The 24,005-nt window shown below is 45.1% G+C and carries 27 protein-coding genes and 1 riboswitch; of the genes, 9 read left to right on the top strand and 18 right to left on the bottom strand.

The window, feature by feature from the left end; translation table 11 throughout:
* The gene (gene lysC, locus LJ740_RS03320; RefSeq protein ID WP_229527630.1) at positions 1-1,350 is read right to left on the bottom strand and encodes a lysine-sensitive aspartokinase 3; all 1,350 of its coding nucleotides are present in this window, start codon (positions 1,348-1,350) and stop codon (positions 1-3) included.
* 66 nt (positions 1,351-1,416) lie between these two features.
* Positions 1,417-1,596, bottom strand: a riboswitch (Lysine riboswitch).
* A gap of 91 nt (positions 1,597-1,687) precedes the next feature.
* Positions 1,688-2,476, bottom strand: a complete 789-nt coding sequence (locus tag LJ740_RS03325; protein ID WP_229527631.1) for a methyltransferase domain-containing protein — start codon at positions 2,474-2,476, stop codon at positions 1,688-1,690.
* Positions 2,477-2,504: 28 nt separating this feature from the next.
* Between LJ740_RS03325 and LJ740_RS03330 the strand changes: the two genes are divergently transcribed.
* Positions 2,505-3,242 (top strand): ElyC/SanA/YdcF family protein, encoded by a 738-nt coding sequence (locus tag LJ740_RS03330; protein ID WP_229527632.1) that lies wholly within the window; start codon positions 2,505-2,507, stop codon positions 3,240-3,242.
* Positions 3,243-3,257: 15 nt separating this feature from the next.
* On the opposite strand, the gene LJ740_RS03335 is transcribed toward LJ740_RS03330, so the two are convergent.
* Positions 3,258-4,013 (bottom strand): Nif3-like dinuclear metal center hexameric protein, encoded by a 756-nt coding sequence (locus LJ740_RS03335; protein WP_229527633.1) that lies wholly within the window; start codon positions 4,011-4,013, stop codon positions 3,258-3,260.
* 131 nt (positions 4,014-4,144) lie between these two features.
* On the opposite strand from LJ740_RS03335, the gene LJ740_RS03340 reads away from it, so the two are divergent.
* Positions 4,145-4,504: a hypothetical protein gene (locus LJ740_RS03340; RefSeq protein WP_229527634.1), complete on the top strand. Its 360-nt coding sequence runs from the start codon at positions 4,145-4,147 to the stop codon at positions 4,502-4,504.
* Between the two features lie 51 nt (positions 4,505-4,555).
* Here the strand turns inward: LJ740_RS03340 and LJ740_RS03345 are convergent, their stop codons facing one another.
* Genes LJ740_RS03345 through LJ740_RS03360 form a run of 5 tightly spaced genes read right to left on the bottom strand, consistent with a single transcriptional unit; the run spans position 4,556 to position 6,792 of the window.
* Positions 4,556-5,488: a YbgA family protein gene (locus tag LJ740_RS03345; RefSeq protein ID WP_229527635.1), complete on the bottom strand. Its 933-nt coding sequence runs from the start codon at positions 5,486-5,488 to the stop codon at positions 4,556-4,558.
* Positions 5,489-5,536: 48 nt separating this feature from the next.
* Positions 5,537-5,824 carry a GNAT family N-acetyltransferase gene (locus LJ740_RS23245; RefSeq protein ID WP_324255595.1) on the bottom strand — a complete coding sequence of 96 codons (288 nt, stop codon included), beginning with the start codon at positions 5,822-5,824 and terminating at the stop codon, positions 5,537-5,539.
* Between the two features lie 15 nt (positions 5,825-5,839).
* A complete protein-coding gene (locus LJ740_RS23250; RefSeq protein WP_324255587.1) occupies positions 5,840-5,983 on the bottom strand; it encodes a hypothetical protein in 144 nt (47 codons plus the stop codon).
* A 12-nt stretch (positions 5,984-5,995) separates the two neighbouring features.
* The gene (locus LJ740_RS03355) at positions 5,996-6,337 is read right to left on the bottom strand and encodes a nuclear transport factor 2 family protein (protein ID WP_229527636.1); all 342 of its coding nucleotides are present in this window, start codon (positions 6,335-6,337) and stop codon (positions 5,996-5,998) included.
* A 14-nt stretch (positions 6,338-6,351) separates the two neighbouring features.
* Entirely contained in the window at positions 6,352-6,792 is a 441-nt protein-coding gene (locus tag LJ740_RS03360) for a GNAT family N-acetyltransferase (RefSeq protein ID WP_229527637.1), read from the bottom strand.
* 161 nt (positions 6,793-6,953) lie between these two features.
* On the opposite strand from LJ740_RS03360, the gene LJ740_RS03365 reads away from it, so the two are divergent.
* Positions 6,954-7,736: a hypothetical protein gene (locus LJ740_RS03365; protein ID WP_229527638.1), complete on the top strand. Its 783-nt coding sequence runs from the start codon at positions 6,954-6,956 to the stop codon at positions 7,734-7,736.
* 72 nt (positions 7,737-7,808) lie between these two features.
* On the opposite strand, the gene ihfA is transcribed toward LJ740_RS03365, so the two are convergent.
* The 3 genes from ihfA to pheS are packed head-to-tail and all read right to left on the bottom strand — an operon-like array spanning position 7,809 to position 11,491.
* Positions 7,809-8,108 (bottom strand): integration host factor subunit alpha, encoded by a 300-nt coding sequence (gene ihfA / locus LJ740_RS03370; RefSeq protein ID WP_229527639.1) that lies wholly within the window; start codon positions 8,106-8,108, stop codon positions 7,809-7,811.
* Between the two features lie 3 nt (positions 8,109-8,111).
* A complete protein-coding gene (pheT, locus tag LJ740_RS03375; RefSeq protein WP_229527640.1) occupies positions 8,112-10,499 on the bottom strand; it encodes a phenylalanine--tRNA ligase subunit beta in 2,388 nt (795 codons plus the stop codon).
* Between the two features lie 11 nt (positions 10,500-10,510).
* Entirely contained in the window at positions 10,511-11,491 is a 981-nt protein-coding gene (gene pheS, locus LJ740_RS03380; RefSeq protein WP_229527641.1) for a phenylalanine--tRNA ligase subunit alpha, read from the bottom strand.
* 377 nt (positions 11,492-11,868) lie between these two features.
* Between pheS and LJ740_RS03385 the strand changes: the two genes are divergently transcribed.
* Positions 11,869-13,089, top strand: coding sequence for an EAL and HDOD domain-containing protein (locus LJ740_RS03385; RefSeq protein WP_229527642.1), 1,221 nt, complete (start codon positions 11,869-11,871; stop codon positions 13,087-13,089).
* A 2-nt stretch (positions 13,090-13,091) separates the two neighbouring features.
* Here the strand turns inward: LJ740_RS03385 and LJ740_RS03390 are convergent, their stop codons facing one another.
* The 3 genes from LJ740_RS03390 to LJ740_RS03400 all read right to left on the bottom strand — a co-directional run bounded on the left by LJ740_RS03390 (position 13,092) and on the right by LJ740_RS03400 (position 15,021).
* Positions 13,092-13,772, bottom strand: coding sequence for a hypothetical protein (locus tag LJ740_RS03390; protein ID WP_229527643.1), 681 nt, complete (start codon positions 13,770-13,772; stop codon positions 13,092-13,094).
* Between the two features lies 1 nt (position 13,773).
* The gene (locus LJ740_RS03395) at positions 13,774-14,706 is read right to left on the bottom strand and encodes an aldo/keto reductase (RefSeq protein ID WP_229527644.1); all 933 of its coding nucleotides are present in this window, start codon (positions 14,704-14,706) and stop codon (positions 13,774-13,776) included.
* 84 nt (positions 14,707-14,790) lie between these two features.
* Positions 14,791-15,021 (bottom strand): DUF2789 domain-containing protein, encoded by a 231-nt coding sequence (locus LJ740_RS03400; protein WP_229527645.1) that lies wholly within the window; start codon positions 15,019-15,021, stop codon positions 14,791-14,793.
* Between the two features lie 292 nt (positions 15,022-15,313).
* Between LJ740_RS03400 and LJ740_RS03405 the strand changes: the two genes are divergently transcribed.
* On the top strand, positions 15,314-16,168 hold the full coding sequence (locus LJ740_RS03405) for a peptidylprolyl isomerase (RefSeq protein ID WP_229527646.1): 855 nt from the start codon (positions 15,314-15,316) through the stop codon (positions 16,166-16,168).
* Here the strand turns inward: LJ740_RS03405 and LJ740_RS03410 are convergent.
* Positions 16,165-17,340: a hydroxymethylglutaryl-CoA reductase gene (locus tag LJ740_RS03410; protein WP_229527647.1), complete on the bottom strand. Its 1,176-nt coding sequence runs from the start codon at positions 17,338-17,340 to the stop codon at positions 16,165-16,167. The genes LJ740_RS03405 and LJ740_RS03410 overlap by 4 nt on opposite strands.
* Before the next feature lie 344 nt (positions 17,341-17,684).
* Here LJ740_RS03410 and LJ740_RS03415 point away from each other — a divergent pair, with 344 nt between their 5' ends.
* Together LJ740_RS03415 and LJ740_RS03420 are read left to right on the top strand one after the other, a co-directional pair.
* Entirely contained in the window at positions 17,685-18,542 is an 858-nt protein-coding gene (locus LJ740_RS03415) for a hypothetical protein (protein WP_229527648.1), read from the top strand.
* 9 nt (positions 18,543-18,551) lie between these two features.
* The gene (locus LJ740_RS03420) at positions 18,552-19,709 is read left to right on the top strand and encodes a DUF4785 family protein (RefSeq protein WP_229527649.1); all 1,158 of its coding nucleotides are present in this window, start codon (positions 18,552-18,554) and stop codon (positions 19,707-19,709) included.
* 94 nt (positions 19,710-19,803) lie between these two features.
* On the opposite strand, the gene LJ740_RS03425 is transcribed toward LJ740_RS03420, so the two are convergent.
* The 3 genes from LJ740_RS03425 to LJ740_RS03435 form a co-directional block, all read right to left on the bottom strand.
* Positions 19,804-20,484 carry a hypothetical protein gene (locus tag LJ740_RS03425; protein ID WP_229527650.1) on the bottom strand — a complete coding sequence of 227 codons (681 nt, stop codon included), beginning with the start codon at positions 20,482-20,484 and terminating at the stop codon, positions 19,804-19,806.
* Entirely contained in the window at positions 20,481-20,819 is a 339-nt protein-coding gene (locus tag LJ740_RS03430; protein ID WP_229527651.1) for a PadR family transcriptional regulator, read from the bottom strand. Before LJ740_RS03430 ends, LJ740_RS03425 begins: the two co-directional genes overlap by 4 nt.
* 110 nt (positions 20,820-20,929) lie before the next feature.
* Positions 20,930-21,778, bottom strand: a complete 849-nt coding sequence (locus LJ740_RS03435) for a substrate-binding periplasmic protein (protein WP_229528034.1) — start codon at positions 21,776-21,778, stop codon at positions 20,930-20,932.
* 459 nt (positions 21,779-22,237) lie between these two features.
* Between LJ740_RS03435 and LJ740_RS03440 the strand changes: the two genes are divergently transcribed.
* The gene (locus tag LJ740_RS03440) at positions 22,238-22,705 is read left to right on the top strand and encodes a hypothetical protein (RefSeq protein ID WP_229527652.1); all 468 of its coding nucleotides are present in this window, start codon (positions 22,238-22,240) and stop codon (positions 22,703-22,705) included.
* Positions 22,706-23,178: 473 nt separating this feature from the next.
* On the top strand, positions 23,179-23,931 hold the full coding sequence (locus LJ740_RS03445) for a hypothetical protein (protein ID WP_229527653.1): 753 nt from the start codon (positions 23,179-23,181) through the stop codon (positions 23,929-23,931).
* Positions 23,932-24,005: the final 74 nt, after the last annotated feature.

The following is a 24,005-nucleotide window of genomic DNA, read 5'->3' on the forward strand; positions in this document are numbered from 1 at the left end:
TTAGTTGTCGAACAGGCAATGATGCAAATGTTCTACAATGCCTGGCGCATCATCACTTCTGACTAAGAAGCACAGATTGTGGGCACTGGCACCGTGACAAATCATACGCAAATTGTATTTTTCCAGCGCGGATAATACGTTACCGCCTACACCTCGTGTCGCCTGTAAATGATTACCGATAACGGCCACCAAAGATAAACCTTCTTCGATTTCCACTTCCCCGATTTCCCGTAACTCCGCCAGCAAAGTCGGAGTAATTTTGCGGCTATTGCCATTGGTGGGTTCATCTAATGTGAGTGCGACACTGATTTCAGATGTCGTTATCAAATCAACACTGATTTTGTGTTTAGCCAGTAGTGTAAACACTTCCGCCAGAAAACCGGTGGCGTGTAACATGGCAGGACTTTTCAGGGTTAACAGTACCTGCTCTTTGCGCAGGGCAATGGCACGGTAGGCGGGTTTGTGCTCGGTTTCCCAGGCTACCCAGGTACCACCGGCTTCAGGATCTCTGCTGGACCCCACAAACACCCTGATATTGGAACGCATGGCCGGAATTAGTGTTGCCGGGTGCAAAATCTTTGCACCAAAGGTTGCCATTTCTGCCGCTTCATCAAAACTGATTTCAGGTATTGGCCGGGCTTTTGCAGTCAATCGAGGATCGGTGGTGTAGATACCGTTGACATCCGTCCAAATCTGCAGAGCTGATGCCTGAACTGATTCCGCCAGTAATGCCGCACTGTAGTCACTACCGCCACGCCCAAGGGTGGTGGTTTTGCCGAATTCATCGGAGCCGATAAAACCCTGCATAACAAAAACACTGTGGGGCAATTCCGGCAATATCAGGGTTTCTGCCTGATGTTTTATTTGTTCGATATCGGGGGTGGCTTTGCCATATGACGAGTCAGTTTTAACCACCTGACGAACATCAAAGTTGACGGCATGAACCCTGTGCTCGCGCAATATTTCAGCAAACAGTAATGACGACATGCGCTCACCGAAAGACAACAACTCATCCTGCAACGCCAGTGAATTGGCCAGTTCAGATTCTTTTGCGATCGCTGACAGCTCATTGAGCAAATGCTCCAGAGCCTGAGCCAGCTCAGGTTTATTACCCATTTTTTTGAGAATAGAAAATTCGATATCAGCAATATGCGCCAGGATAGCATCCCGCTCGTTGGTGGGCATATTGCCTTTTGCCAACCGCACCAGATAATTAGTAACCCCGGATGAGGCACTGACGACGACAACTTTTATATCCTGATTGCTTGCCACTATACTGGCGCAGCGAGACATGGCGTCAAAATCGGCGACACTTGTGCCACCAAACTTTGCGACTATCAGTCCTGTCATAATTAATGTATTCCGAATGAATTAATGCAATTTAACACTGGCAGGAACGTTTTTAGCAAACGTTTCAATACCAGAAGCCCAACACTCCGCCCACGGAGTGACAGTTACAGAGTTTCACCTCAAATAACCAAACTGACTGCCGTCTGATTGCAGTCAGTTCTCGGCGATGGTCCCCGTCATTCAAACAGCAAAGATAAACAGACTATCCCTGTTGAACTATCTGGCCAACGCTCCTCTTCTGATATACGCAAGGAGAATACCGGTGAACAGGTATCTGGCAGGCGTAAAATCGAGTAGGCAGATTAAAAGAAATTACGCGTGCAGTTGCAAGCACAATTTAGTTCTTTCTTATCACGATATGAAAATATTTGCCTAACCACAGGTACGGCTCCTGTTGGCAATGGGCTAATTCCAGCGCTTTAATCTGTTCATAATGCAACGCCTGATGTTGCTTATCTTTTAAATAGTCATGAAAACAACGGATACCGGAGGTTTTAATCACTTCACAGGGTAATTTGGCCAACCAGCCGAGCACAGTAGCGGGCAATAGTGGCGTGTGACTGGCTAACCTGAGTCGGTTTTTTTGCTTCATCCCGTTTTTGATCAGATCAAAATTGCCGTACAGAATGTTGCCAAACAGGTTGGCGTTTTGATTAAAGAAACTCAGAGATAAGTACCCCTTGTGATTCAATAATTGCAGCAGCTTTTGCAGGACAGATTCAGGTTCCTGCAACCATTCAAACACGGCATGGCATACTATCAGTTCAAATTGCTGCTGTTCATCGATATCCTGGATAGCGCCATGCTGCAAAGTCAGGTTTTCACCGGCGTTCAGTTTGGTTTTAGCCACCTCCAGGGTGTCCCGGGACAGGTCATTTAACGTGACATTCAGCCCCTGATTCAACAACTCTCTGGCAAATTCACCGGTGCCTCCTCCGGCATCCAGCGCCTTGGCCTGTGGCGGCAACAATGGCCACAAAAATTCCAGATTGTGCAATAGCATTTCATGCCTCAGGCGCCCTTTGGTGGTACCATAAATATTTTTATCAAACTTGCTGGCAATGTGGTCGAAACTGGTATCATTGTTTCCCTCAGGCGCTTTGCTTTTCACTTTTTTATCGGACATTGATCACACAACTATGCTAGGTTTTACGTTGAAAAAATGGTTAGGCGCATTATTACAGCCTTTACCGGTACTGGTTATCATTTTACTTTTTACCTTGTGGCTCATGCTAAAAGGCCGCCACAAAGCCGCCATTTGGCTACAATCTCTGAGTGTTTTGCTGCTGATAGCTGTCACCACCCCACCACTTGCTGATTATCTGGTCAAACAGGTTGAAGGCAACATAGCACAGTTTGACGAATCACTGACCGTGGATTTCGTCGTGGTTCTGGGCTGCGGTCATGTCAATGACAGGCGCATTCCCATCACCGCACAGATAGACAGCTGCTCACTTCACCGGGTCACCGAAGGAGTCAGAATAGCAAGACAACAGCCGGGCGCTCGTATTGTGTTTAGTGGCTATGGTGGCAGTCAACCCATGAGCAATGCAGAAACCAATAAAGAGCTGGCCATGGCATTAGGGATCAGTGAACATCGCATTACGGTCTTTTCAAACCCTAAAGACACACGCGAAGAAGCACAGCTTATGACGCCTGTCTTAACCAATAAAAAATTTGCTCTGGTCACATCTGCCAGCCACATGCCACGCGCCATAGAGTTCTTTCGACAACAAAAACTGACGCCCATCCCCGCGCCCACCGGGCACCTTCACCGCGAAGAAGGTGAAAAGTTATTGAGGGAATACCTCCCCGATGCGCATTATCTGCATAAAACAGAGACAGCGACCTACGAATTTTTAGGGCGACTTTGGCAAAAGCTCACTGAATAAGATTCCGGAAAAACTTTACACCGGGTTGTCGATATCAATAAAGCTGACATCCAGCGCCAACTCGCGGGCGACAACCTCTCCCAGTGCCTTTATTCCGTATCTTTCGGTGGCATGATGGCCTGCCGACAGGTAGGCAATCCCCAGTTCTCTGGCGATGTGTGTGGTTTGTTCTGAGATTTCACCTGAAATAAACATATCGATGCCATGTTCGGCAGCCTGCTCAATAAAACTTTGGCCGCCACCGGTACACCAGGCCACCTGATTGATTTTGCGTTTGAGATTACCCACTACCATTGGTGTTCTGCCCAACCGCTGTTCAACGTTTTTAGCAAAATCGGCAACACTGGTGTGGATATTACTGGTGCCCCGCATTACAACCCCCTCTGGTTTTATCGCCTCAACACTGTGAATATCGGTAAGTCCCAGAAGCTTTCCCAATTGACTGTTGTTGCCGAATTCCGGATGCACATCCAGGGGTAAGTGATAGGCGTACAGGTTAATGCCATTGTCTATCAAGGCTTTAATACGTTGGTATTTCATACCGACGATGGCGGGATTTTCACTTTTCCAAAAAAAACCATGGTGCACTAACAATGCATCGGCACCATGTTCAATCGCAGCATCAATCAGCGCCTGACATGCGGTTACACCGGTAATAATATTCTGAATCTTGGATTTACCTTCGACCTGCAATCCATTTGGACAATAGTCCTTGATTAACTGCGGTTGCAAACGCTGGTTTAACCAGCTCAACAATTCCGTATTTTTCATTCGATTTCCCCTGTTTTTCGTCACAAAAAACGCTATTCAGTATGAAAATTAGACTTTAGCTATAAAACACTGTATAACAACTGGCTGTATTTTCGCATTCAAGTATTAAAAACAAAATAGTTAAGATTAATATGAGTAAATTGGATAAAGATCAGGTAATTGCTAAATTCACAGAAGCCTACACAGCTGCAAACGGCAAAGCGCCGGAAATTGAAGCCAAGGGCGGATGGTACAGTGTCGACGGCGGTAAAAATATGCGTCTGGCACAATTAGACGAAATGGCTGACGAGCTGGCAGGCGGAAAAGCTGAAGAAGCGCCAAAAGCTGCGCCGAAAAAAGCTGAACCTAAAAAAGAAGCCAAAAAGGCAGAAAAAGCGCCTAAAGCGGCTGCACCTAAAAAGGCTAAAGCAGACAAGTCAGGCTTTTCTGTAAAGGCATTCTGGAATGAAAAGCTCGACAAAGAGCATCCAGGCTCAACGCTACCTCGATAAACATTCTCGAGACGCGAAGATGACGAAAAAAGCGCCTGTACGGCGCTTTTTTTATGCCATCAATCCTAATTCCAGCGGATATGGATTGAGATACGCCTGTTTTGCTAAAAACTCGTTTGGAAACTCCCGCAAATAATGATTTATCAGTGTCAACGGTGCCAATAACGGCACGTAGCCACTGTGATATTTTTTTATTTCCTCAGTCAGTTCCGACTTATATTTGCTGTCCAGCTCCTGTTTGAAAAACCCCTGCAGGTGCATCAACACATTAGTGTGTTTTTTTCGGGTGGTGGGTTTAGATAGCGCTTGCATAAACTTACTGCGGTAGGCAGCTACAGCGGCATCAAAATCCTGACGACAATTAGCCACCACAGGCCCTAACTCATAATAAATTTTAGGGTTGTAGGCTAACAATAAATATTTATAACAGGTGTGAAACTCAATCAATGAAGAAGGCTGCATGTTTTCAAGCACCAACTGCCTGAACCTGGCATAGGCTTCTACTCGGGTGAAAAAGCTCTCTCTGAGCCCCTGATCATTCAGGCGACCATCCTCTTCAACTGGCAGATCCGGAAAAGCCTGTTTTAATGCTGCGGCAAACATACCGACGCCATCGCGGTGTAATAACTTTCCATCCTCATTGTGAATCTTGATGCGTTCCATACCGCAACTGGGTGACTTGGCAGCCAAAATATAACCATCAAGCTCTTGCAGGCGTTCAAGCTGACGAGAGAAGTACCCGGCCATTGCATCACTGTAATCTTTTTCACCGGTTTTAGAATCAACTAAACGAATCCGCTCATCAACCTCTCTTAACTGGATCGCCGGTCTGGGAACCGGCATCCCTATCCCCACTTCCGGGCAAAATTTTACAAGCTCATAATGTGTCACAATGTGTCCAGCCACAAAAGCTGAGCGCTTGTGGCCACCATCGAACCTGACCTTATCACCTACCACACAGGCACTGGTACCAATCTTTATCATAATGTCCTCCTGCCTGTATTACGTATCATCAGAATTCAGAGATCAACTTCAGGCCCTGAGCATAGCAACCTTTTCTATACCGTGTTCAGGGGTCCAGCGTTTAATTTCTTTAAAACCGTGTTTCTCATATAAAAGGATAGCAGGTTTATTTTTGCTGGCGGTCTCTACCAAGGTTTTCTCAAAATCGCCCAGGCTAAATACATGTTGCAGCAGTTGCCCGGCAATGCCTTTTCTAAAAAACTCAGGAGCCACCACCAGGCTGTGAATTTCCAGCACATCGGATGCCAATTCCACTTCAATCACAGCCCTTAGTTGCCTGCCCTCTTGCATAGCAATGAATACATTATTTGATTATGCTATCTGTTCAACTGTGCGTTTTAGCGGCGGAAAGTTTTGCGCCTGAATCAATTCAGCTTCTAATTTGTAGGACGCCTGGAAAACAGAATGAATTTGCTCTGCAATAGTCCGTTTGTGATGTGCTAACGTTGTTATCATTATTTGCAACTATTACCCTTGAATCACCGCATTGCCGACGTTATAGAAAGAGCGAATACTCTTGATGTAATCACCTTCAAGCTCATACCATTCACACACCGTCATTTGCAGGCCGGTGTTACTATTATGTTGCTCGAACTGCACACAAACCTGATCAGCATCGCATATATATTTAATAACGGTGAGTTTGTTGCCTAAAAAGTCTTGCTTGTTTTTAGCGACAATTTCCATGTAACGATGTTTGGATTCGATAGTGCCAAAGGGGCTGGTATGGATAAAGTCATCGGCTATAGGTAAATCGTCGATTTCACCCGAATTCCAGCATTGAAACCATTTTTCTATTAGTTTATGCATATGTACTTGTCCGGTTATTGAAGCTGTTTAATAAAAAGAACCTTACTGCTTGTAATGTTACCATTGTCCTCATAGCCATGAATCTGATAGCCATTATTTATCAGTAAACTCATCATAGCAGGGAACTGATTCATGGATTTAACCCTGATATAACAGAGTCCAACATGCTTTTTCACCCATGCCTCCTGCTGACTAAGCAGTGCCTGCGCAACCCCCAACTTCCTGTATTGCGGTAAAACGGCTCCAATCCAACTATAGAATTCGTTATCTGACACCTGGTAGCCTACTTTAAAGGCAACATCAGTACCATTAACTGAGGCGATCAGAATAAGGCTGATACGGTCTTTAAGTCGCTCTGATATTGATATTTCACTGTGTTTTTTACTAAATTCAGGGATCAATTTTTGCATTGCGGCCACATCTTTAACTGAGCCTTCCCGGATTGAAACCTGCATATTTCCCGCACCTCTCAGTAAGTCAATAATTGAGCCAGATTGATACAGTTCATTCTAAATGGGATAAGCATCATAAACCATCACGGAAATTTTTTAACCTTCCATTTTACCTGCACATTTCGGGGTTACTTTATTTACCAACCCATAACGGAGGTATGACTATGAATCGTGGCAATTACGGACGCAACCTGGCTCCGCCAACGCAGGATCCTCGCAGAGATGCCAAAGCTCAGATGATAAATGGCCCGAACCGACAAATACTGGACAATAAAGCCAATCAATCCCTTCAGGCGCATGTTGCTAAGGTTGCAAACCAATCCTATAACGCCCTCAGGGTTTATCATGGCGTGCATTCAGACGGTCAAAACCGAATCAATCAGCAGGGACTGCGTGCTCAGGGAGGACCAGGCATGTCTGCTGCGATTGGAGATCAAAATCGGGCACAAGGGCACACTTTCGTTACTACCGATAAGGACCAGGCCGGATATTATGCGAAGATATCCACTGAGATGAACAAAGCTCGTGTTATGGAAAACCACAACTCTACCGAAAACCAAATTGACAGAGTCCTGAATGGACAGATTCAACCGCAAATTATGCGAGCCATCCTGAGTCCAACAGACAAAAGCAGAATGTTTAAAGATTACAAAGGAGGCGATGGCGATCACATGATCCCTCACAATCTGAGTTCTCAGAAAATGCTCCCCGGAGACAACACCAATCATGTCAATATGGCGCAAAAGCAACGGGCTGTCACCCTGATGCAAAGTGAGATGCAAAAACGCGGGGCAACCGTCAGCACAGATACCGCAGGTAATCAATTACAACTACAGCGTCGTGCCTCAATTGCCAATGACAATGCTAAAGTTAACAGTCAGTACGCCACAGACGGGGCCAGGGAAACGGTTAAGCGGGCCCGAATGTTTGGCGTTTTTAGACAATAGAAAGTTGCTACGATAAAACAAAAAAGCCTCCGAAGAGGCTTTTAAATTTAGATTAATCAACACAGCGGTTAATCAAAGATCAGCGGGTTTAGACCCTTCCACTCTGCTTTTAAGCTTCTGACCAGGTCTGAATGTGACCACGCGACGGGCTTTGATGGGTATATCTTCTCCTGTCTTAGGATTTCTGCCAGGACGTTCATTTTTTTCCCGCAAATCAAAATTCCCAAATCCGGATAGTTTTACCTGTTCACCCGCCTCCAGGGCTTCACGCATTTCTTCAAAGAAATGTTCCACCAGATCTTTGGCGTCTCGTTTATTAAGACCCAATTTTTCAAACAGGTGTTCTGCCATATCTGCTTTGGTCAGAGCCATAGGTTATTCCCTCAAAGATGCATTAAATTCTTCAGTGAGTTTTTCTACTACACCATTAACAATACTTTGGATTTCACTTTCTTCAAGCGTTCGCTCAACATCTTGTAGTGTCAGGGACAAAGCAAGGCTCTTTTTACCCTTTCCAATATTGTCACCACGGTACACGTCAAATAAGTTTAGGCCAACCAGTAGATTTGTGCCAAATTTTTCAATGACTTGCAAGACTTCTGATGCATTTATTGCTTCATCAACGATAATTGCTATATCTCTGCGGTTAGCAGGGAAACGTGACAAGGGTTTCGCTTTAGGCAACTTTGCTTCATTTAAGTGCGTTAACAGCAGTTCAAATACATAAGTTCGGCCATTTAACGCCAAAGGTTTTTCAAACTTAGGATGCACAGCGCCGACATAGCCCACCAACTGTTCACCGAGGTAAATCGCTGCCGTTTGTCCTGGGTGCATAGCGCTATGCTCGGCCTTTTTAAACTGGTATTCAGCAGCACTACCGGTGAGTGAAAGTAATCGCTCAACGTCACCCTTAATATCAAAAAAGTCTACTTTCTGGCTGTTTTCATTCCAGTATTCCGGGGCCTTATCACCGGCGATAACACCGGCAATCATCTCTTCCTGACGAACCCCTACCTTGAAAGCAGTATCAGGAACAAAGCGCAAGCCGGTTTCAAACAAACGAATGCGACTTTGTTGGCGATTCTGATTATAGCTTACGGATTTCAACAGGCCGGGTAGCAAACTTAGACGCATCGCCGACATATCCGCCGAAATTGGATGTGGCAATATTAAACTCTCAGCATCCGCAAACAACAATCCTTGTGCTTTAGGATCAACGAATGAGTAGGTAATTGCTTCCTGATAATCATTGGCCACCAACACATCTTTGAACACATTGATGTTCAGTGCACTTTCCCGATGCTCCGGCATCGCCAGCGACGCTACAGGTGCCACATTGGGGATATTGTTATAACCATAAATGCGGGCCACTTCTTCGATCAAATCTTCTTCGATTGCGATATCAAAGCGATAGGCCGGCACCAGACACTGCCATGCACTGTCATCAAAAGAAGTATCAAAGCCAGAGCGCTGCAATAACTCGGTTACCTGAGCGGCAGGAATTTCAATTCCCAGAACACGTGCCAAACGCGATTGACGCAAGCAAACTTTTTTAGCGGCCGGGATATGGCTATCTGAAACAGCTTCCACCACAGGGCCGGCTTCGCCACCCACAATATCTAACAAGAGTTGCGTAGCTCGTTCCATGGCAGTTTTTTGCAACTGAGGATCAACACCACGCTCATAGCGGTGCGATGCATCTGTGTGTAGTCCGTATTGGCGGGCTTTGCCGGCAATGGCTAAAGGTGCAAAAAACGCACTTTCCAGGAAGATATCCACGGAACCGTCAGAAACCCCTGAGTCCAGTCCACCAAAGATACCCGCCATCGCCAACGGCTTGTGTTCATCGGCGATCACTAAGGTATTACTTTGCAGTTTTACCTCATTGCCATCCAACAAAGTTAACGATTCGTCTTGTTGAGCAAAGCGAACTTTGATGCCACCCTCTAATTTGGCCAGATCAAATGCGTGCATTGGATGTCCAAGCTCCAGCAACACATAGTTGGTCACGTCGACCACAGGGTCGATAGCACGAACGCCGCTGCGACGTAACCTTTCGGTTAACCAGGTCGGAGAATTCGCCTCCAGATTAATGCCTTTGATTACCCGCCCTAAATAACGAGGGCAGGCTTCGGGCGCTTCCAGAGTGATACTGCGACTTTCGTCAATGCCAGGAGCAACCGGTGGAGCCTGAACTTCAGTAACATCGGCGTTGTTTAACACACCGACTTCTCTGGCCAGACCGCGAATACCTAAACAGTCCGAGCGGTTAGGCGTCAAATCTACTTCGATAGAAACATCATCCAGGTTCAGATATTCACGGATATCCAGGCCAACTGGTGCATCTGACGGCAGTTCAATTATACCGTCGTGATCGTCAGAGATTTGCAACTCAGAAAAGGAGCACAACATACCAAATGAAGGTTGCCCCCTTAACTTCGCTTTTTTGATTTTAAAATTGCCCGGTAGTACCGCACCCACAGTCGCCACCGCGACTTTTAGACCCTGACGGCAGTTTGGCGCACCACAAACGATATCCAGTAACTCGTCACCGCCGACATTCACTTTGGTAACTCGCAACTTGTCAGCATCAGGATGTTGACCACACTCAACGACTTCACCGACAACTACGCCACTGAACTCGCCAGCTACAGCATCAACACTGTCCACTTCCAGACCGGCCATGGTGATTTGTGCCACCAATTCATCTGTTGAAATTGCTGGATTAACCCAGTCTCTTAACCATTTTTCACTGAATTTCATGCTGTTACTTATTACTTAAATTGTTTCAGGAAGCGCAAGTCGTTCTCAAAAAACGCGCGTAAATCGGTTACGCCATAGCGCAACATTGTCAGTCGCTCAACGCCCATACCAAATGCGAAGCCGGTGTATTCTTCAGGGTCGATATTGACCGCCTTCAATACGTTAGGGTGTACCATTCCACACCCCAGCACTTCCAACCATTTGCCATTTTCACCCATCACATCCACTTCCGCGGATGGTTCAGTAAAAGGGAAATAGGACGGGCGAAAACGCACCTGTAAATCCTGTTCAAAGAAGTTACGTAGAAAATCGTGCAAAATACCTTTCAGTTCAGCAAAATTGACATTCTTATCAACCATCAGACCTTCTACCTGATGGAACATCGGTGTGTGTGTCTGATCATAGTCATTTCGGTACACGCGGCCCGGCGAAATAATACGCAGTGGCGGCTGCTCAGTTTCCATAGTCCGGATCTGAACGCCAGATGTTTGCGTACGCAACATTACGTCGGGGTTAAAATAAAAAGTATCGTGATCTGCTCTGGCCGGATGATGTGCCGGAATGTTGAGTGCATCGAAATTGTGAAAGCCGTCTTCCACTTCTGGCCCGGATTTAACCTCGAACCCTAAATCACCGAAAAATCGTTCTATGCGGTTAATTGTTCGGGAAACCGGATGTAACCCGCCTACGTCGGTTTTATTACCGGGCAATGTGACATCAATCGATTCGCTTGCCAGTTTGGCATTTAGTTCTGCTTCTTTCAGTGCTTCACCGCGCGCATGGATGGCCTGCTGCACTTGCTGCTTGGCTTCATTAATGCGTTGTCCCATCAGGGGGCGCTCTTCCGGAGCAACCTGCCCCAGACCTTTTAATAATGCGGTTAATTCGCCCTTTTTGCCCATGTAACCAACACGGATTTCGTCTAGTGCATTCACACTATCGCAAGACGCAATCTCTGACTGCGCCTTATTCACTATGGCTTCGAGATCCATAAACTCCCCGAATGCTTAAAATTTAAGGAAAATGATGAAGGCGGAATTCTACACGAAACCCGTGGAAATGGGCTAGTACAATGCCCTATTTTTCATACAATACAGTAATTTATTGCTCGTTTTCGGCGATATTTTGCAAATTTGGGACTGATTGCCCCAATCAACGTGAAGGTATAGTAAATTAGTCGTATGTCTTGGGTTAATACTGGTATCCATTTTAAGGTTATGACACATTGCTATCACAGATCAGGTTGATGACCTATAATTACAGCTTCCTGCTGTATTTTTGAACGGTTAACGATTCAAGATTAGCAAACCGGTTAAAATATTTATCATGGTCCGCTAATATTGCACAAAATCAAACTATTAGATGACATATGGATATTTTTGTAGCCCGCCAGGCGGTGCTTAACAACAAGCAAACAGTAGCTTACGAGTTATTGTTCCGGGAAGGTAGTGATAACGCCTACCCGGCCGGTGTTGAATCTAAAACGGCAACCTCTCGCCTGATATTAAATCATCACTTAAATAGTGGCTTTGCACACATTACTGGTGGTAGAAAAGCACTCATTAACTTTTGTAGTGAAGGGATCATCGAACAACTCCCCGCCTTAGTTGCCCCGGAAGAGTTGATCATTGAAATACTAGAGGATGCAGAGCCTAGTGATGAGTTGCTGGCGGCCTGCCAGATATTAGCCGAAAAAGGCTACCGGTTGGCGCTGGATGACTTTAGCTATAACCCTGCCTGGGATCGGTTTTTGCCGTATATCCGTCTTATCAAATTTGATTTACAAACTCTGAACTATGAACAAATACAGGCTCAGTTAAGCATTCTGAAAAAACACAAAAAACTCAAATTCCTGGCTGAAAAAGTGGAGACACAACAGGAATTTGAGCAATGCAAAAGTTTGGGGTTTGAGTTTTTTCAAGGCTACTTTTTTTGCCAACCTGAAATGATGAGTGGTAAAGATGTCAGTGCCAACTACAACATTGTGGTGGCGATACTGTCAGAAGTGCTGCGACCACAATTTAGTTTTGACCGATTAACCGCTCATTTTGAGCTGGATGTTTCACTGACTTACAAACTGCTGAAATTTATCAATTCCAGTCTGTTTCAGTTACAGGAGCAGGTGGGTTCTATCAAACAGGCGTTAATTTATCTTGGCGAAGAAGAAGCCCGCAAATTTATTGCTTTGATCGCCACCGCACACATTGCTCAGGAAAAACCTGCCGAACTGGTGAGGATGTCCGTTGTACGGGCGAGAATGTGCGAAATTATCACCGGTCGCACCAAAGCGGGAGATACTGATTCAGGCTTTCTGCTGGGATTGTTTTCACTCATCGATGTTATCCTGAACAAATCCATGGAAGACATCGTCTTATCTCTGCCACTGATGGATGAAATAAAAGAAGCGCTACTGGGCTATAAAAATAGCCTGTTCCATATCATGCAGCTGATTAAGGCTTATGAAAGCGGCAGTTGGTATAACACTCAGCGCTTTGCCAACGTAGTACAAATAGAAGAAAAAGTCCTGCCTGGCATTTACCAGGAAGCGTTAGAATGGTCTGCAAGCTACGAAACAGCTACCGTCTCCTGACCTCAATATTGAGGGTTATATGAGCGACGTAATGGCCAACAAAGTAACAGGAACATGCACAAGAACCCCCACCAGTAATGCAGTTCAACGGCATACAGGGTGAGTAGTTCAATGATGATAATACAGCCAGGCATCAGATACACAACGCCTGGCGTTTTACCCTGTAACCGCCAGCTGAGTAACAACAGACTCAGACTGGCTATTGGGTGCAGCCCCGGCAACAACCACACAGCAGGAGTATTGCCCAAATACACGGCAACATTCACGGCCACAAGTGTCAAACCTGCAAGCCAGCATAGCTGAGTCCGTCTTCGATCTTTATGAACGTCAACAAACAAGGTCCAGCGGCGGTTTGAAGCAGTTGCAGCACGAAAGTCTGTTGCCAGATTAAGCCCCATTTGCAGCAGCAGGGCGGCGGCAAAATAGGATGCAAACAGATTAATCTGATGACAAAAAAGCCAGTAGTACAACAGGCAAGTAAGGTAACTGCCTTGATTGTACGCCAACGCGACCCATAAGGTTTTCTTCCCCAACCAATGATATACGCAGCAAAGAAGAAACAAGGTAATTAATACCAGGAACAACCACCACCAGTTTGCGGCGTACTCGGCATACAACAGCAACCAGGTTTGCTTAGAGAATAAAATAAAGTCCTGTACTGAATAAGTCCACCATACATCCATATTAGATAGCTCTGAAGGCGTCTTTGATGGCCCGCTGAGTTTTCAGATCAGGCAATTCGCCATACATTGCCTGCATGTTCTCCTGCATATGAGCCACCTGACTGGTGGCAGGGATCGCTACCGTGACACCAGGTGTGGCCAGCACATATTTTAATAACAGTTGTGGCCAGGTAGAGCAGCCCAGCTCACCTGCCCAGCCGGGCACAGGTGCCTGTTTCGCATGAGTGGCTAACCGGCCTCCCTGAAATGGTCGATTGCAAATAACCGCTACCCCCTTTTCCCGGGCGAGAGGGATGAGCGTCTGCAACACTTCGGTATCAATCAGGTTGTAGGTCAACTGAACAAAATCCACAGGATGACTCTTGAGTATCATTTCCACTTCTTTATGTCGCCGTCCATGAGACGTAGTGATGCCCAGGTATCGGATGATCCCCTGCTGCTTAAGTTCCTGAAGCCAGGGTAAGTGATGTTGCCAACCGACTAAATTATGAACCTGTAACAAATCAAAGCGGAATTGCTGCCAAAAGGCCAGTGAGTCACTCAATTGTTCCCGGGCTTCGTTTTGTGAACTGGTCCAGGTTTTAGTGGCCGCAAACGGTTTGAACCCGGGGTTTTTAGCCAAGGTGTATCCCAGCACCTGTTCTGCTGAACCATACATAGGCGACGAGTCAATAAACGTTCCCCCGGCGCTAAAAAAAGCCCCTAACACCGCAGCACGGGCGTTGCGAAGTTGCGGATTATTTCCCACATTAAAGGTTATCCAGGTGCCCATTCCTAACATGGGCACACGTTCACCGGAACTGGGAATTAATCCGGTATGGAGCTTTGGCTGACGCGCGGCGTTTACGGTTACGGGCGTCAATACGCTGGCAGCCCAAAGTGCTCCGCAACCCGATAGAAACTGTCGCCGGTTAGTGTATTTCCAGTTTTCCATTGCTGCTTCCAGCTAAGTTTTTATACCAATCGCAACAGTCCAATTACAGCTGTCCGAGGGGAGCGTATTGCATCAGCTAATCCGTTAATGCAACATTGCATTGAGCTGATCAATAACTTCGCACCATTGTGCATCTTCTTCTAGTTCAGCTTTAATAAACGCCCGTTGAGAATCCGTCCAGAAGTCGGCATGTTCTATATGGACATCATCAGGCAAGCCTTTATTTTGATAAATAAAGTAGTCCATGCCTTCATCGCTGGCATCCAAACCCAGCTGACAAAACAAGTCTTTTAACGTAGGTGTCGTACCGATCATAATCTCAACCTCCGATTTCAAACAAATTGACACTGTTCAGCGTTGCCACTAAACCCTGTGTAAGCAGAGCGCGCTATTTATTACTGTACATTTTTTAAACTCAGAAAAAAACGCCCTGACTTTGATTTTGACACTACACAAATTAACGGAGCCTTAAAAATATCCAATCGTCACTGTGCAGTTTATAAACGGAATATGCCCATTAATAAAATTAAGGTATAAGTATAGTGTAGTATTGGAAAAAAATTTTGCGACGCAGCGCAAACAGACAAAATTAAATCAGGAACCGTCCATGCCCTTTTCTACTGTAACAAAAGCCGTTGCTGCATTAACATTTACCTGCCTTTCCTGTTTCAGCGTAGCTCAGGAATTCATAAAAATACCCGATGACCGATTGTTAATTCTGAAAACCGATGTTGGTGATGTGTACATCGAGTTAGCGCCTCATATTGCACCTCAACACGTGTCCCGCTTCCTGGCACTGCACAACCTGCAAGCATACGACAATACTGCGTTTTACCGTGTCATTGATGGTTTTGTCGCCCAGGCAGGGCCTGGAGGTAAAGGTAAACAGCCCTATCCACCTTTAAAAATGGAAGCGATTCACCCTACCAAAGAGCTGGAATTTAGCCTGGTTCAGGAAAGGGATTTATTTGCGGCCTATACCGCATTCAGCCGGGGTTTTGCGATTGCGCTGAACGCCAAAAAAACGGAATACTGGTTAACTCACTGTCCAGGTGTTGTCGCAATGGCTCGTGACAATGACCCTGACTCAGCCGTCAGTGACTTTTACATTACTATTGGTCAGGCTCCGCGATACCTGGACAAAATAATGACAATCTTTGGCCGGGTTGTATATGGCATGGAAGTAGTGCAGCGCATCCAACGCGGTGTAGTCGGCGATGATGGCTTAATGGCAAACAGTCACAAGCCCACTCAAATCCAGTCCACGATTCTGGTAAGTGAGTTACCTGTTGAAAAACGACCGGTAATCCGGGTGGAAAATACCCACGGTAACTTATTTGATGTCAAACTGGCAGAGCGCAGACACCGCAGCCATCCTTTCTTTTTCGAAAAGCCACCAGCGGTGCTGGATGTTTGTCAAGTACCTCTCGCCACACAGTTTGAGGCCCCGGCTCAACCTTAGTCGCGATTTCGCCCGTATTTGTCATGGCTGGTAACCCAGTCACCGGCGATCACAGCGCATCCCAGTGAAATATCACCAGCCAGCACTGTCGCAGCAACTATCTCAGCAAACTTATTCGCCTTGCCTTTGCCGTAACAACCCAACAGATTGAGACATTCCTTTTGGGTTGGCAACCCAGTCCCGCCGCCATAGGTAGCACAAATCAAAGAAGGTAAAGTAACTGCAAGGTATAAATCCCCATTGTCCAATAACTCATGAGACAAAATGCCGGCATGAGACTCAACCACATTGGCTTCATCCTGCCCCGTGGCGATAAACAGAGACGCGATACCATTGGCTGAGTGTGGACCATTGTAGGCCGCACCGGCCATCATGGCTCCGGTATTCGCCATGACACAAGCACGAGCCATAGCCACAGTATCGGTGTGCATATAACGCATCAGGATGTCACGATTAATAATCACTTCAGCGATAACTCGCTTACCCCGCGAGCCCAACATATTCAGATGGGAGTGTTTCTTGTCAGTATCCATATTTCCGGACAGCAAATAGCGTGTCGGCGTTTGGTAATTAGCAATTATCCACTCACAGGCGGCCAGTGTCGCCTTTCCAACCATGTTCTGACCCGCTGCATCGCCCGTCGTATAGTTAAAACGCAAATAGCGCATTTTTGCCACTGACCACTGCTGAATATTCACCAGTTTTCCAATACTGGTGGTGGATTCCGCCACTTCTTTGATGTTGTCAAAGTTTTGTTTGACCCAGTCTCCAAATGCCCGTGCTTCCTGAGCATCATTAAAAATGAATGCCGGTGCGCGCTGCATATACTGCTCTACAACAGTCGTTTTACAGCCACCTGACTCGCTGATAACCCGCATACCACGGCTATAACTGGCTACCAGCGTGCCTTCGGTTGTAGCCAGAGGCACGTAAAAATCGCCCTGTGCGTGTTCTCCATTGATGGTAATTGGGCCCGCGACACCAACCGGCATTTGTACGACACCGATAAAGTTCTCAATATTTCCGGGCAGACAGCCAGGGTCGATACTAAACTGGCCTGTGTGTTCCAGTGCTTCACCAGTTTTTGCGGTTAAAAAGTCGCGTCTGGTTTTCGCCATTTCGTGTGTGTAATTGGTTTTCCCATTTCTGGGAATGCGATCTGCTATTTTCATAATGATGTGTCCCGGCAACTTTTTTGTGTGTGCTTATTCAATGTATAACATTCGCCATTGCAACAGGATGACATTTTAACCGAATAACCGCTGATCAGAGCTGTAGAAGTCGGATCACCTCCACTATTAGCCGCCAAATGTAACAAAATTGTTAATTCAAAATAATATAACCAGAACCGGTCAGTTTAATTACCCTTATATTGATTTCCCATAAGAGCAGTAAATCCCTTGCGAGATTAATTTTTAATCACTATAACCTGCACTGGTCGGAAGTCATACCAGACCATAAACCAATAATTCGGGTTTGGGCTTCAGATCTTTTTATAAAAAATCAGGAACAAAAAATGAGAAAAATAACATTTACTATATTGACCCTACTCCTCTACCTCTCGTCCCCGGTTTCCGCAAATACTGGCCTGGCCTTAGTGCATGGAACAGGGAACCCATCGGATGCCTACAACGATTACTGGACCGGCGATTTCGTGAACTCAGTACGTCAGGGGTTGCCCAACCCATCACTGGTATTGGTAATTAACTGTAATTTCGATAAATACATGTGGGATAACGCCGCGGCCGGCTGCCTGGCAGGAGCCCTTAGCCAGTTTATCAGTCAAAACCAGATAACCAATCTGAAGGTAGTGACTCATTCCAATGGCGGCAATGTGATGCGCTGGATATTGAGTAATCCTACCTGGGACAGCCGCTATCCGAATATCATAAACAAGACCAGCCGGGTCATTGCACTTGCTCCTTCCAGTGGCGGTACTCCGTTAGCTGACGCGGTAATGAACGGCAATGTTTTTGAATCTACCCTGGGATGGTTATTAGGCTATAAATCTGACGCCGTAAGACAGCAGCAGGAAAGTTGGATGGTCTATTACAACAGCAACTATTTGTCCGGTACTTCGGGTCGTCCGGCTTTACCAACGATTTTTGAAGCAGTAGTGGGCAGTGATGTTGATTCTGCGATATGGGACGGTGACAGCTATTGCGCAGGTTATCAGAATCAGGTTGCTCTTGAAGTAACACAAAACTGGTTAGACTCCTGCTCAGATGGTTTCCTGAATTGTTCTTCACAACAGGCGGCCGGAACCACCTGGTTTAAAGACAAGCAAAAAACCAAAGGCAGTGAACCTCTGAGTCACCAGCAAAGTCGCCGTGACTGTTTTAACCTGGACAAATTAGTTCGTGACCGTATCTAGGAGCCAAAGATGAAACCTATAAAAAACATTAAAAACAAAACCCTCCTGGTACTGGCACTGGCGCTTAGCAGTCAGGCGATAGCTGCGACACAGCAGTCTTATCAGAGCAGTGAGCCTGCTGCAGTATCTCTCCCGATGCAGGACGATGTTGAGCAACAGCGGGTTACCTACATTTGGCCCACCGTTGATTCGACCAGCAGTCATATTTCACAAAGTCAGCAGGTACAAAGCGACGAATACTGGCAGACAGTGACTGGTGCTGAGCTAAACAAAGGTTTTCCTTTGTATGTAGGGTCTGACGCTTTAGTCAGACTGGCTCCCATGGCCAGTTATCAGTCCGGTGCTCGTCAGATATCTCCGGCTGTAAATATGGATTCAATCAGTCTGTCTGCTTCCGCCGGTTCTCAACCCACGGTGAGTCTGTTGGCTGACCAAGAAGCCATGCAAACAGCCGGATTTGATGATGGCAGTGTCGCCGTAAAAGTAGCTAATCACTCTGATAAGCCATTAACTATGCGCAGTGAATCACAACTACCTGGTGATGCTGAATACCTGTTGCATGTGAAGGAAAAAGGCAGCACCGGTTTACTCCAGTTTGCGGTGCCCTCTCAGCTGGACAGCCAGCAGCAGGCAATTACTATCAATGCTAATCTGGGCGCTAAGGCTATCATTCCAATGACGACCCAGGTCAGCATCATCACACCTACAGGCGAGCACATTGCAGCACAACTGCAGCACAACAAAGTAACTTTTGATCAACAGTTGTCTGAATACGGCGCCCGTCATGGTCTCTATCAGGTGCAAATCCATACGCTTGGAAACGTGAATGGTAAGCTGATCAAGCGTTCAGCAAAACTTCCCTTTGCCCTTACCGCTAAAACTGCCGCCATTGAAAAGGTTACGGTTAGCGATAAGCTCTGGGTATCTCTGGATGTGTTGGAGCCAGGTCGTTACAACCTGACTGCGACCTTGCAAGGTATCGATAAAAACGGCAAAGCCCACTCATTGCAAACTGCCGACGTGGCAGAGTATTTTGAGCAGAGCCGGGCCATGGCATTGCCATTTGAGCTTCAGAACTTTTCCCAGTATGACCGCTTTGAGCTGGTGAATGTAAAACTCACCGATCAAAGCCGACTAATGACTTTGCAGGTATTACCGCAACTATAATAGTCAATACTGATTAAAAAGGCCGGGCTCATTTCAGAGTCCGGCATTTTTTTGCACCGTAAATCAGTAGCAACTTAAATCAGCGACTAGTTGTTTAAGCCTCTTTTTGAATAATCAGGTGCTGAATCTTTTGCTCACCTATGTAACAAATTACTTTGGGTATCAATCCATACATAAAGGTCAATATAGAGATACCTATAGCTGGACCGAGCATCTGGTGCTCTATGATTTCATTCACATCTATAGCAATCGCTACGCCGCCTATAACCAGCCCCATAAATCCCAGCCACAAACTGCTGTTGCCAAGTATTGTGTAAACGTGTTTGGCGGCTTTTAATTCTGTAATATCCATTATCAGTTCATTATCAAACAATAGCCGCAATGCCGTTTTGCAGGTTTGCGCAGAGCAGATGCCAATGGTTAAAAAGATGGCAGGCGGGTAAACCACCAGAATAGACGGTACATTTATAAATATGCCTACTTCACCACTAAACATGATTGCCATGAGTAAAGTAGCCAGAAAGGTCAACAAGCCTAAAATAAACATCAGCAATCCCCTTTTGTTTTGCCATAAATAACGTACGGCCGTTCTGACAGCCTGACGCTGATACCATGCCAAAGCGGTTAAATAATCTTGAGATTGCAGTTTCTGCGAGTATTCTTCTGCCAGGTCTCCGACCACAGGCTCTTTTAATTCCGTCGGCAAACACCAGGTTAAAAAGCGCTCTGTAATCTGTGGCGGTTGAGATACCATTGGTTGATTTTTAAACCTCATAATTGCACTCCGCGGCCACGCAAAGTCAGGCCCTGCCACATTTGAGTCAACGCATCTTTACTGCGTTTCAGCGCCTGTTGTCCTTTGGCTGTAACTTTAAAATACTTTTTCGCCCGACCGCCCCGCTCTTTAGTAGGCTCTCCCATACTGGATGTCACCATACCTTTGACTTCTAAACGTTCCAGGGTTGCATACAGCGCTCCAACGGTTACATCTCGATTAAGCTGCTCTGCCAGTAACTCTCGCACGGTTTTGCCATAGGCATCGGAGCCAAGGCGCATCACTGCCAGTAAGATTACCTGCTCAAACTCACCTAAGTATTTTTGCTCACTCATAATGAAAATATCTGCACCATTTACTCTATAATGTAGAGGATATTTGTAAGAGTGCAATATTTATTTTATTTTGTAGAGTAAATTAAATGACGGTCTGCTCAGTATTCCGCTTACTGAGACTCTGTGGATGTGGATTGAGTATTGGACCAATGAGGATCGTAATATTGCATTGATAAACCGTAAGAAGCATAGATTTCCTGAAGTTCACCAGTTTCCAGCATCCGTTCAAGGAAATAGTCGACTTTATCTCGCAAATCTTCGGGTTGTATGTTTTTAACTTTTCGGGAGATACCCAGCTGAAAAACCCGCTCTTCACCTATGGGTTTATCTAAGAATCTGACATTGTGAATCTCGCCTCGTTGCTCCAGATACCAGGTAAAAATTCGTTCGTTGACTGCCACGGCTTTTACCCGTTTTAAAAACAGCAGCTCAGGAAGCTTAGCCATTGTATTCACCTGAATTGGCTTAATGTTGCCCAGTGCCACCGCCTCATCAAACTCTACGCCAATCGAATTACCAAAAACCACACCGATATCACCGTGACTGTATAAATCTTCCAGGCGTTCATAGCTAAAAGGTGTGTCGTTGAGTATTGCCAACCGATAGGTAGACTTGTGCAAAGGCTGCGCTCCAAACACCACATGCTTTCGGTAGCGGTCCATTTTAAACAACACACCCAGATCGATTCGGCCTTTGATGAGGTAATCCGTCGCTCTTTTTTGCGGTAACAGCAGGACTTTAAAATCACTGTCTATGCGACTCACAACTGCGCGTATGACATCAATATCCGGCCCTTTTGCCTGGTTGTTTTCGATGATGTGGTAAGGGGCAAAGCTAATATCAATCACACCGATTTTAAGTCCTATGGGTTGTGGAGCCTCACCAGCCCGCGCCAGGGAAAGGTTAGCAATCCCCAACATCACCACACAGACAAAAACAAAGAGCAATCGATATAACATAGTGAACAAAAGCGTCACAAAAATTTAATAACAGAATAACTAGAGTGTTAACGACAGAACTGGAAAACACAAGTCATGAGAGTTTGCTAAACATCCTTATCAGCCCAAAAAGAACTGACACTGGCACCCAAAAAACGGGTAACTGTCAGATCAGGCCTGAGCTAGTACAGATTATGAAAATCAACTGTACTTAACTCGATAGAACCCTCACATTCCTGCACTTTCAGTATCAATACTTATATTATTTAATACCTCAAGGAGCTTTCAGCACTTCGTTTGAACTCCTCATTGAGGTATTAAATAATATAAGTCGCGAGTTAAGCAGGTGCAGGAAACCCAAATAAAAATGTTAACCACGCAGCCAAGGCTGCTTTACAGGAGCTTTAAAACCCTAAACATATTAAGCCACCTAATCAATTTTCTTACGCAAAATCAATAACATTTCCTACAGACTAAGCATTGAAAAAATACAAACTAGTACTTTTTGCAAACCAACTGAAAATCATGTCAGCAGAAACCACAGAAAAATCTAACAAACAAATTTATGGCAACGTAGATGTATTAGCAGAAAAGCCGAGGCTAGGTGCATTGCGTGAAGATATAAAAACATTATTTGACAGCATCAGAAATTTCACAATTTCATTTGCGTTTTTAAATATAGTTTTGTTCATGGATAGCTACATTCCAACTCTTGGAAACTACCCTTATTTTACGGCTTGGCTAATGACTTTGATCTTGTTTATTGCAAATGCACTTTTTTTAGCAAATTGTTACTGGTTTTATACAAACTCTAAGCTTCGAAACATCAGCAAAGCCAGAGCATTCAGTACAATTTCAGGCTTATTTTTTTTCGTGCTTTTGTATGGACTTTGGTGGTTATACACCATAGACCAAATCTTCCCAAAATTTGACGGCATATACTTTTAACAATCGCGACTAAATAGTGCTCAAGAATTATGCTGTTGGGAAACCGCAAAGAAACAATGTAAAGGCTTGCGCTTTGTATTTTTCACTGTACCTGAAAGTTCTTTTTGTGGTTCAGTGTGACAATTGAACCAATGTGAAAAGCACCAAGCATTTTGAGGTTATCGGAGTTCTCTTTTTCATCTCGCTCTAGGCTGAGGGTCTGAAACGTCAAATTATCAAACCGAGATTAGCACCCTGATAATCAGTTCCGGTCTGTGCTAACAGGCAAAAAATAACAACAATTTTATGATAAAGCAATTTTGTCGATTTTGTAGCTTTTTAACATAATCACGGTTTCTGGAACCAGTCAGATTCGTTTGGCTTTGTGATTTTGTCCAATGTCTCAAAATCATATCTTTCAGTAGCGTTTTTAGTTGTAAAAGTGCTACTGTAAATTTTGGTCAAATTAACTATTTTTGAGTTTTGCTGGGTTAATGACGATTTGTGGACAAAACCAGCATTTTCAGGGGTTAGCTTCCAAGCATTCAATTGCATTTGCCCCCAGTTATTCCCAAAGAGAAATCTGGTTGTTAAATATTGTCACCAAACATGAGAAAGGAATTGATATGAAAGGAACTAATGTAGGTGTTGTGCACATTGATGTAATAGAGGAGTCATTCTTCGATGAGTTCGTAGCAACAGTGGATCAAATGGAAGTAGGATTGGATTTAAAAAAAATGCCAAAGCCCGGTCCCTTTGCCTGTGCAGAATGGTTTATTCCTACAACCATTGCCGTTTTTCTTGGAAAGCCATATTTTGAGTCCTTTTTAAAAGAGGTGGCAAAAGACCACTACGAATTTTTAAAGAAAGGGATATCAGAACTGTGTGACAAGACAATAAAAACTCGCAGGTTTGAACCTACTTTGTACTCTAGTGCAGGAAAGAAAAATAATGACAACCCTTATACATTGTCTTTTTCTGTTATTGCCGAAACAGCAAGTGGTTTTACTTTCAAGCTTTTATTACCAAAGCTATGTGATGAATTTGAATATCAAAAAGCAACCGATGCATTTCTAGACTTCATGGCAGATTATTATTCAGCAGGAGAGTTGTCTCAAGCCTATGAAATAATCAAGATGAATGGACGTCATAGAGGGCAAATTCTGGTTAAGTACAATCAAGATACTTCAAAAATTGAATGGCAAGACGATTTACCACCAAAAGTAAGAGAGAGTATGTTGAAATAGGTAATTACACGAAGTTATTTAAAACTTTGTTGATGCAAGAACAAAGTAGTGACGCATTCGCTTGAATGCTACTC

This window comes from Planctobacterium marinum (assembly GCF_020687805.1).
Taxonomy (GTDB): Bacteria; Pseudomonadota; Gammaproteobacteria; order Enterobacterales; family Alteromonadaceae; genus Planctobacterium; species Planctobacterium marinum.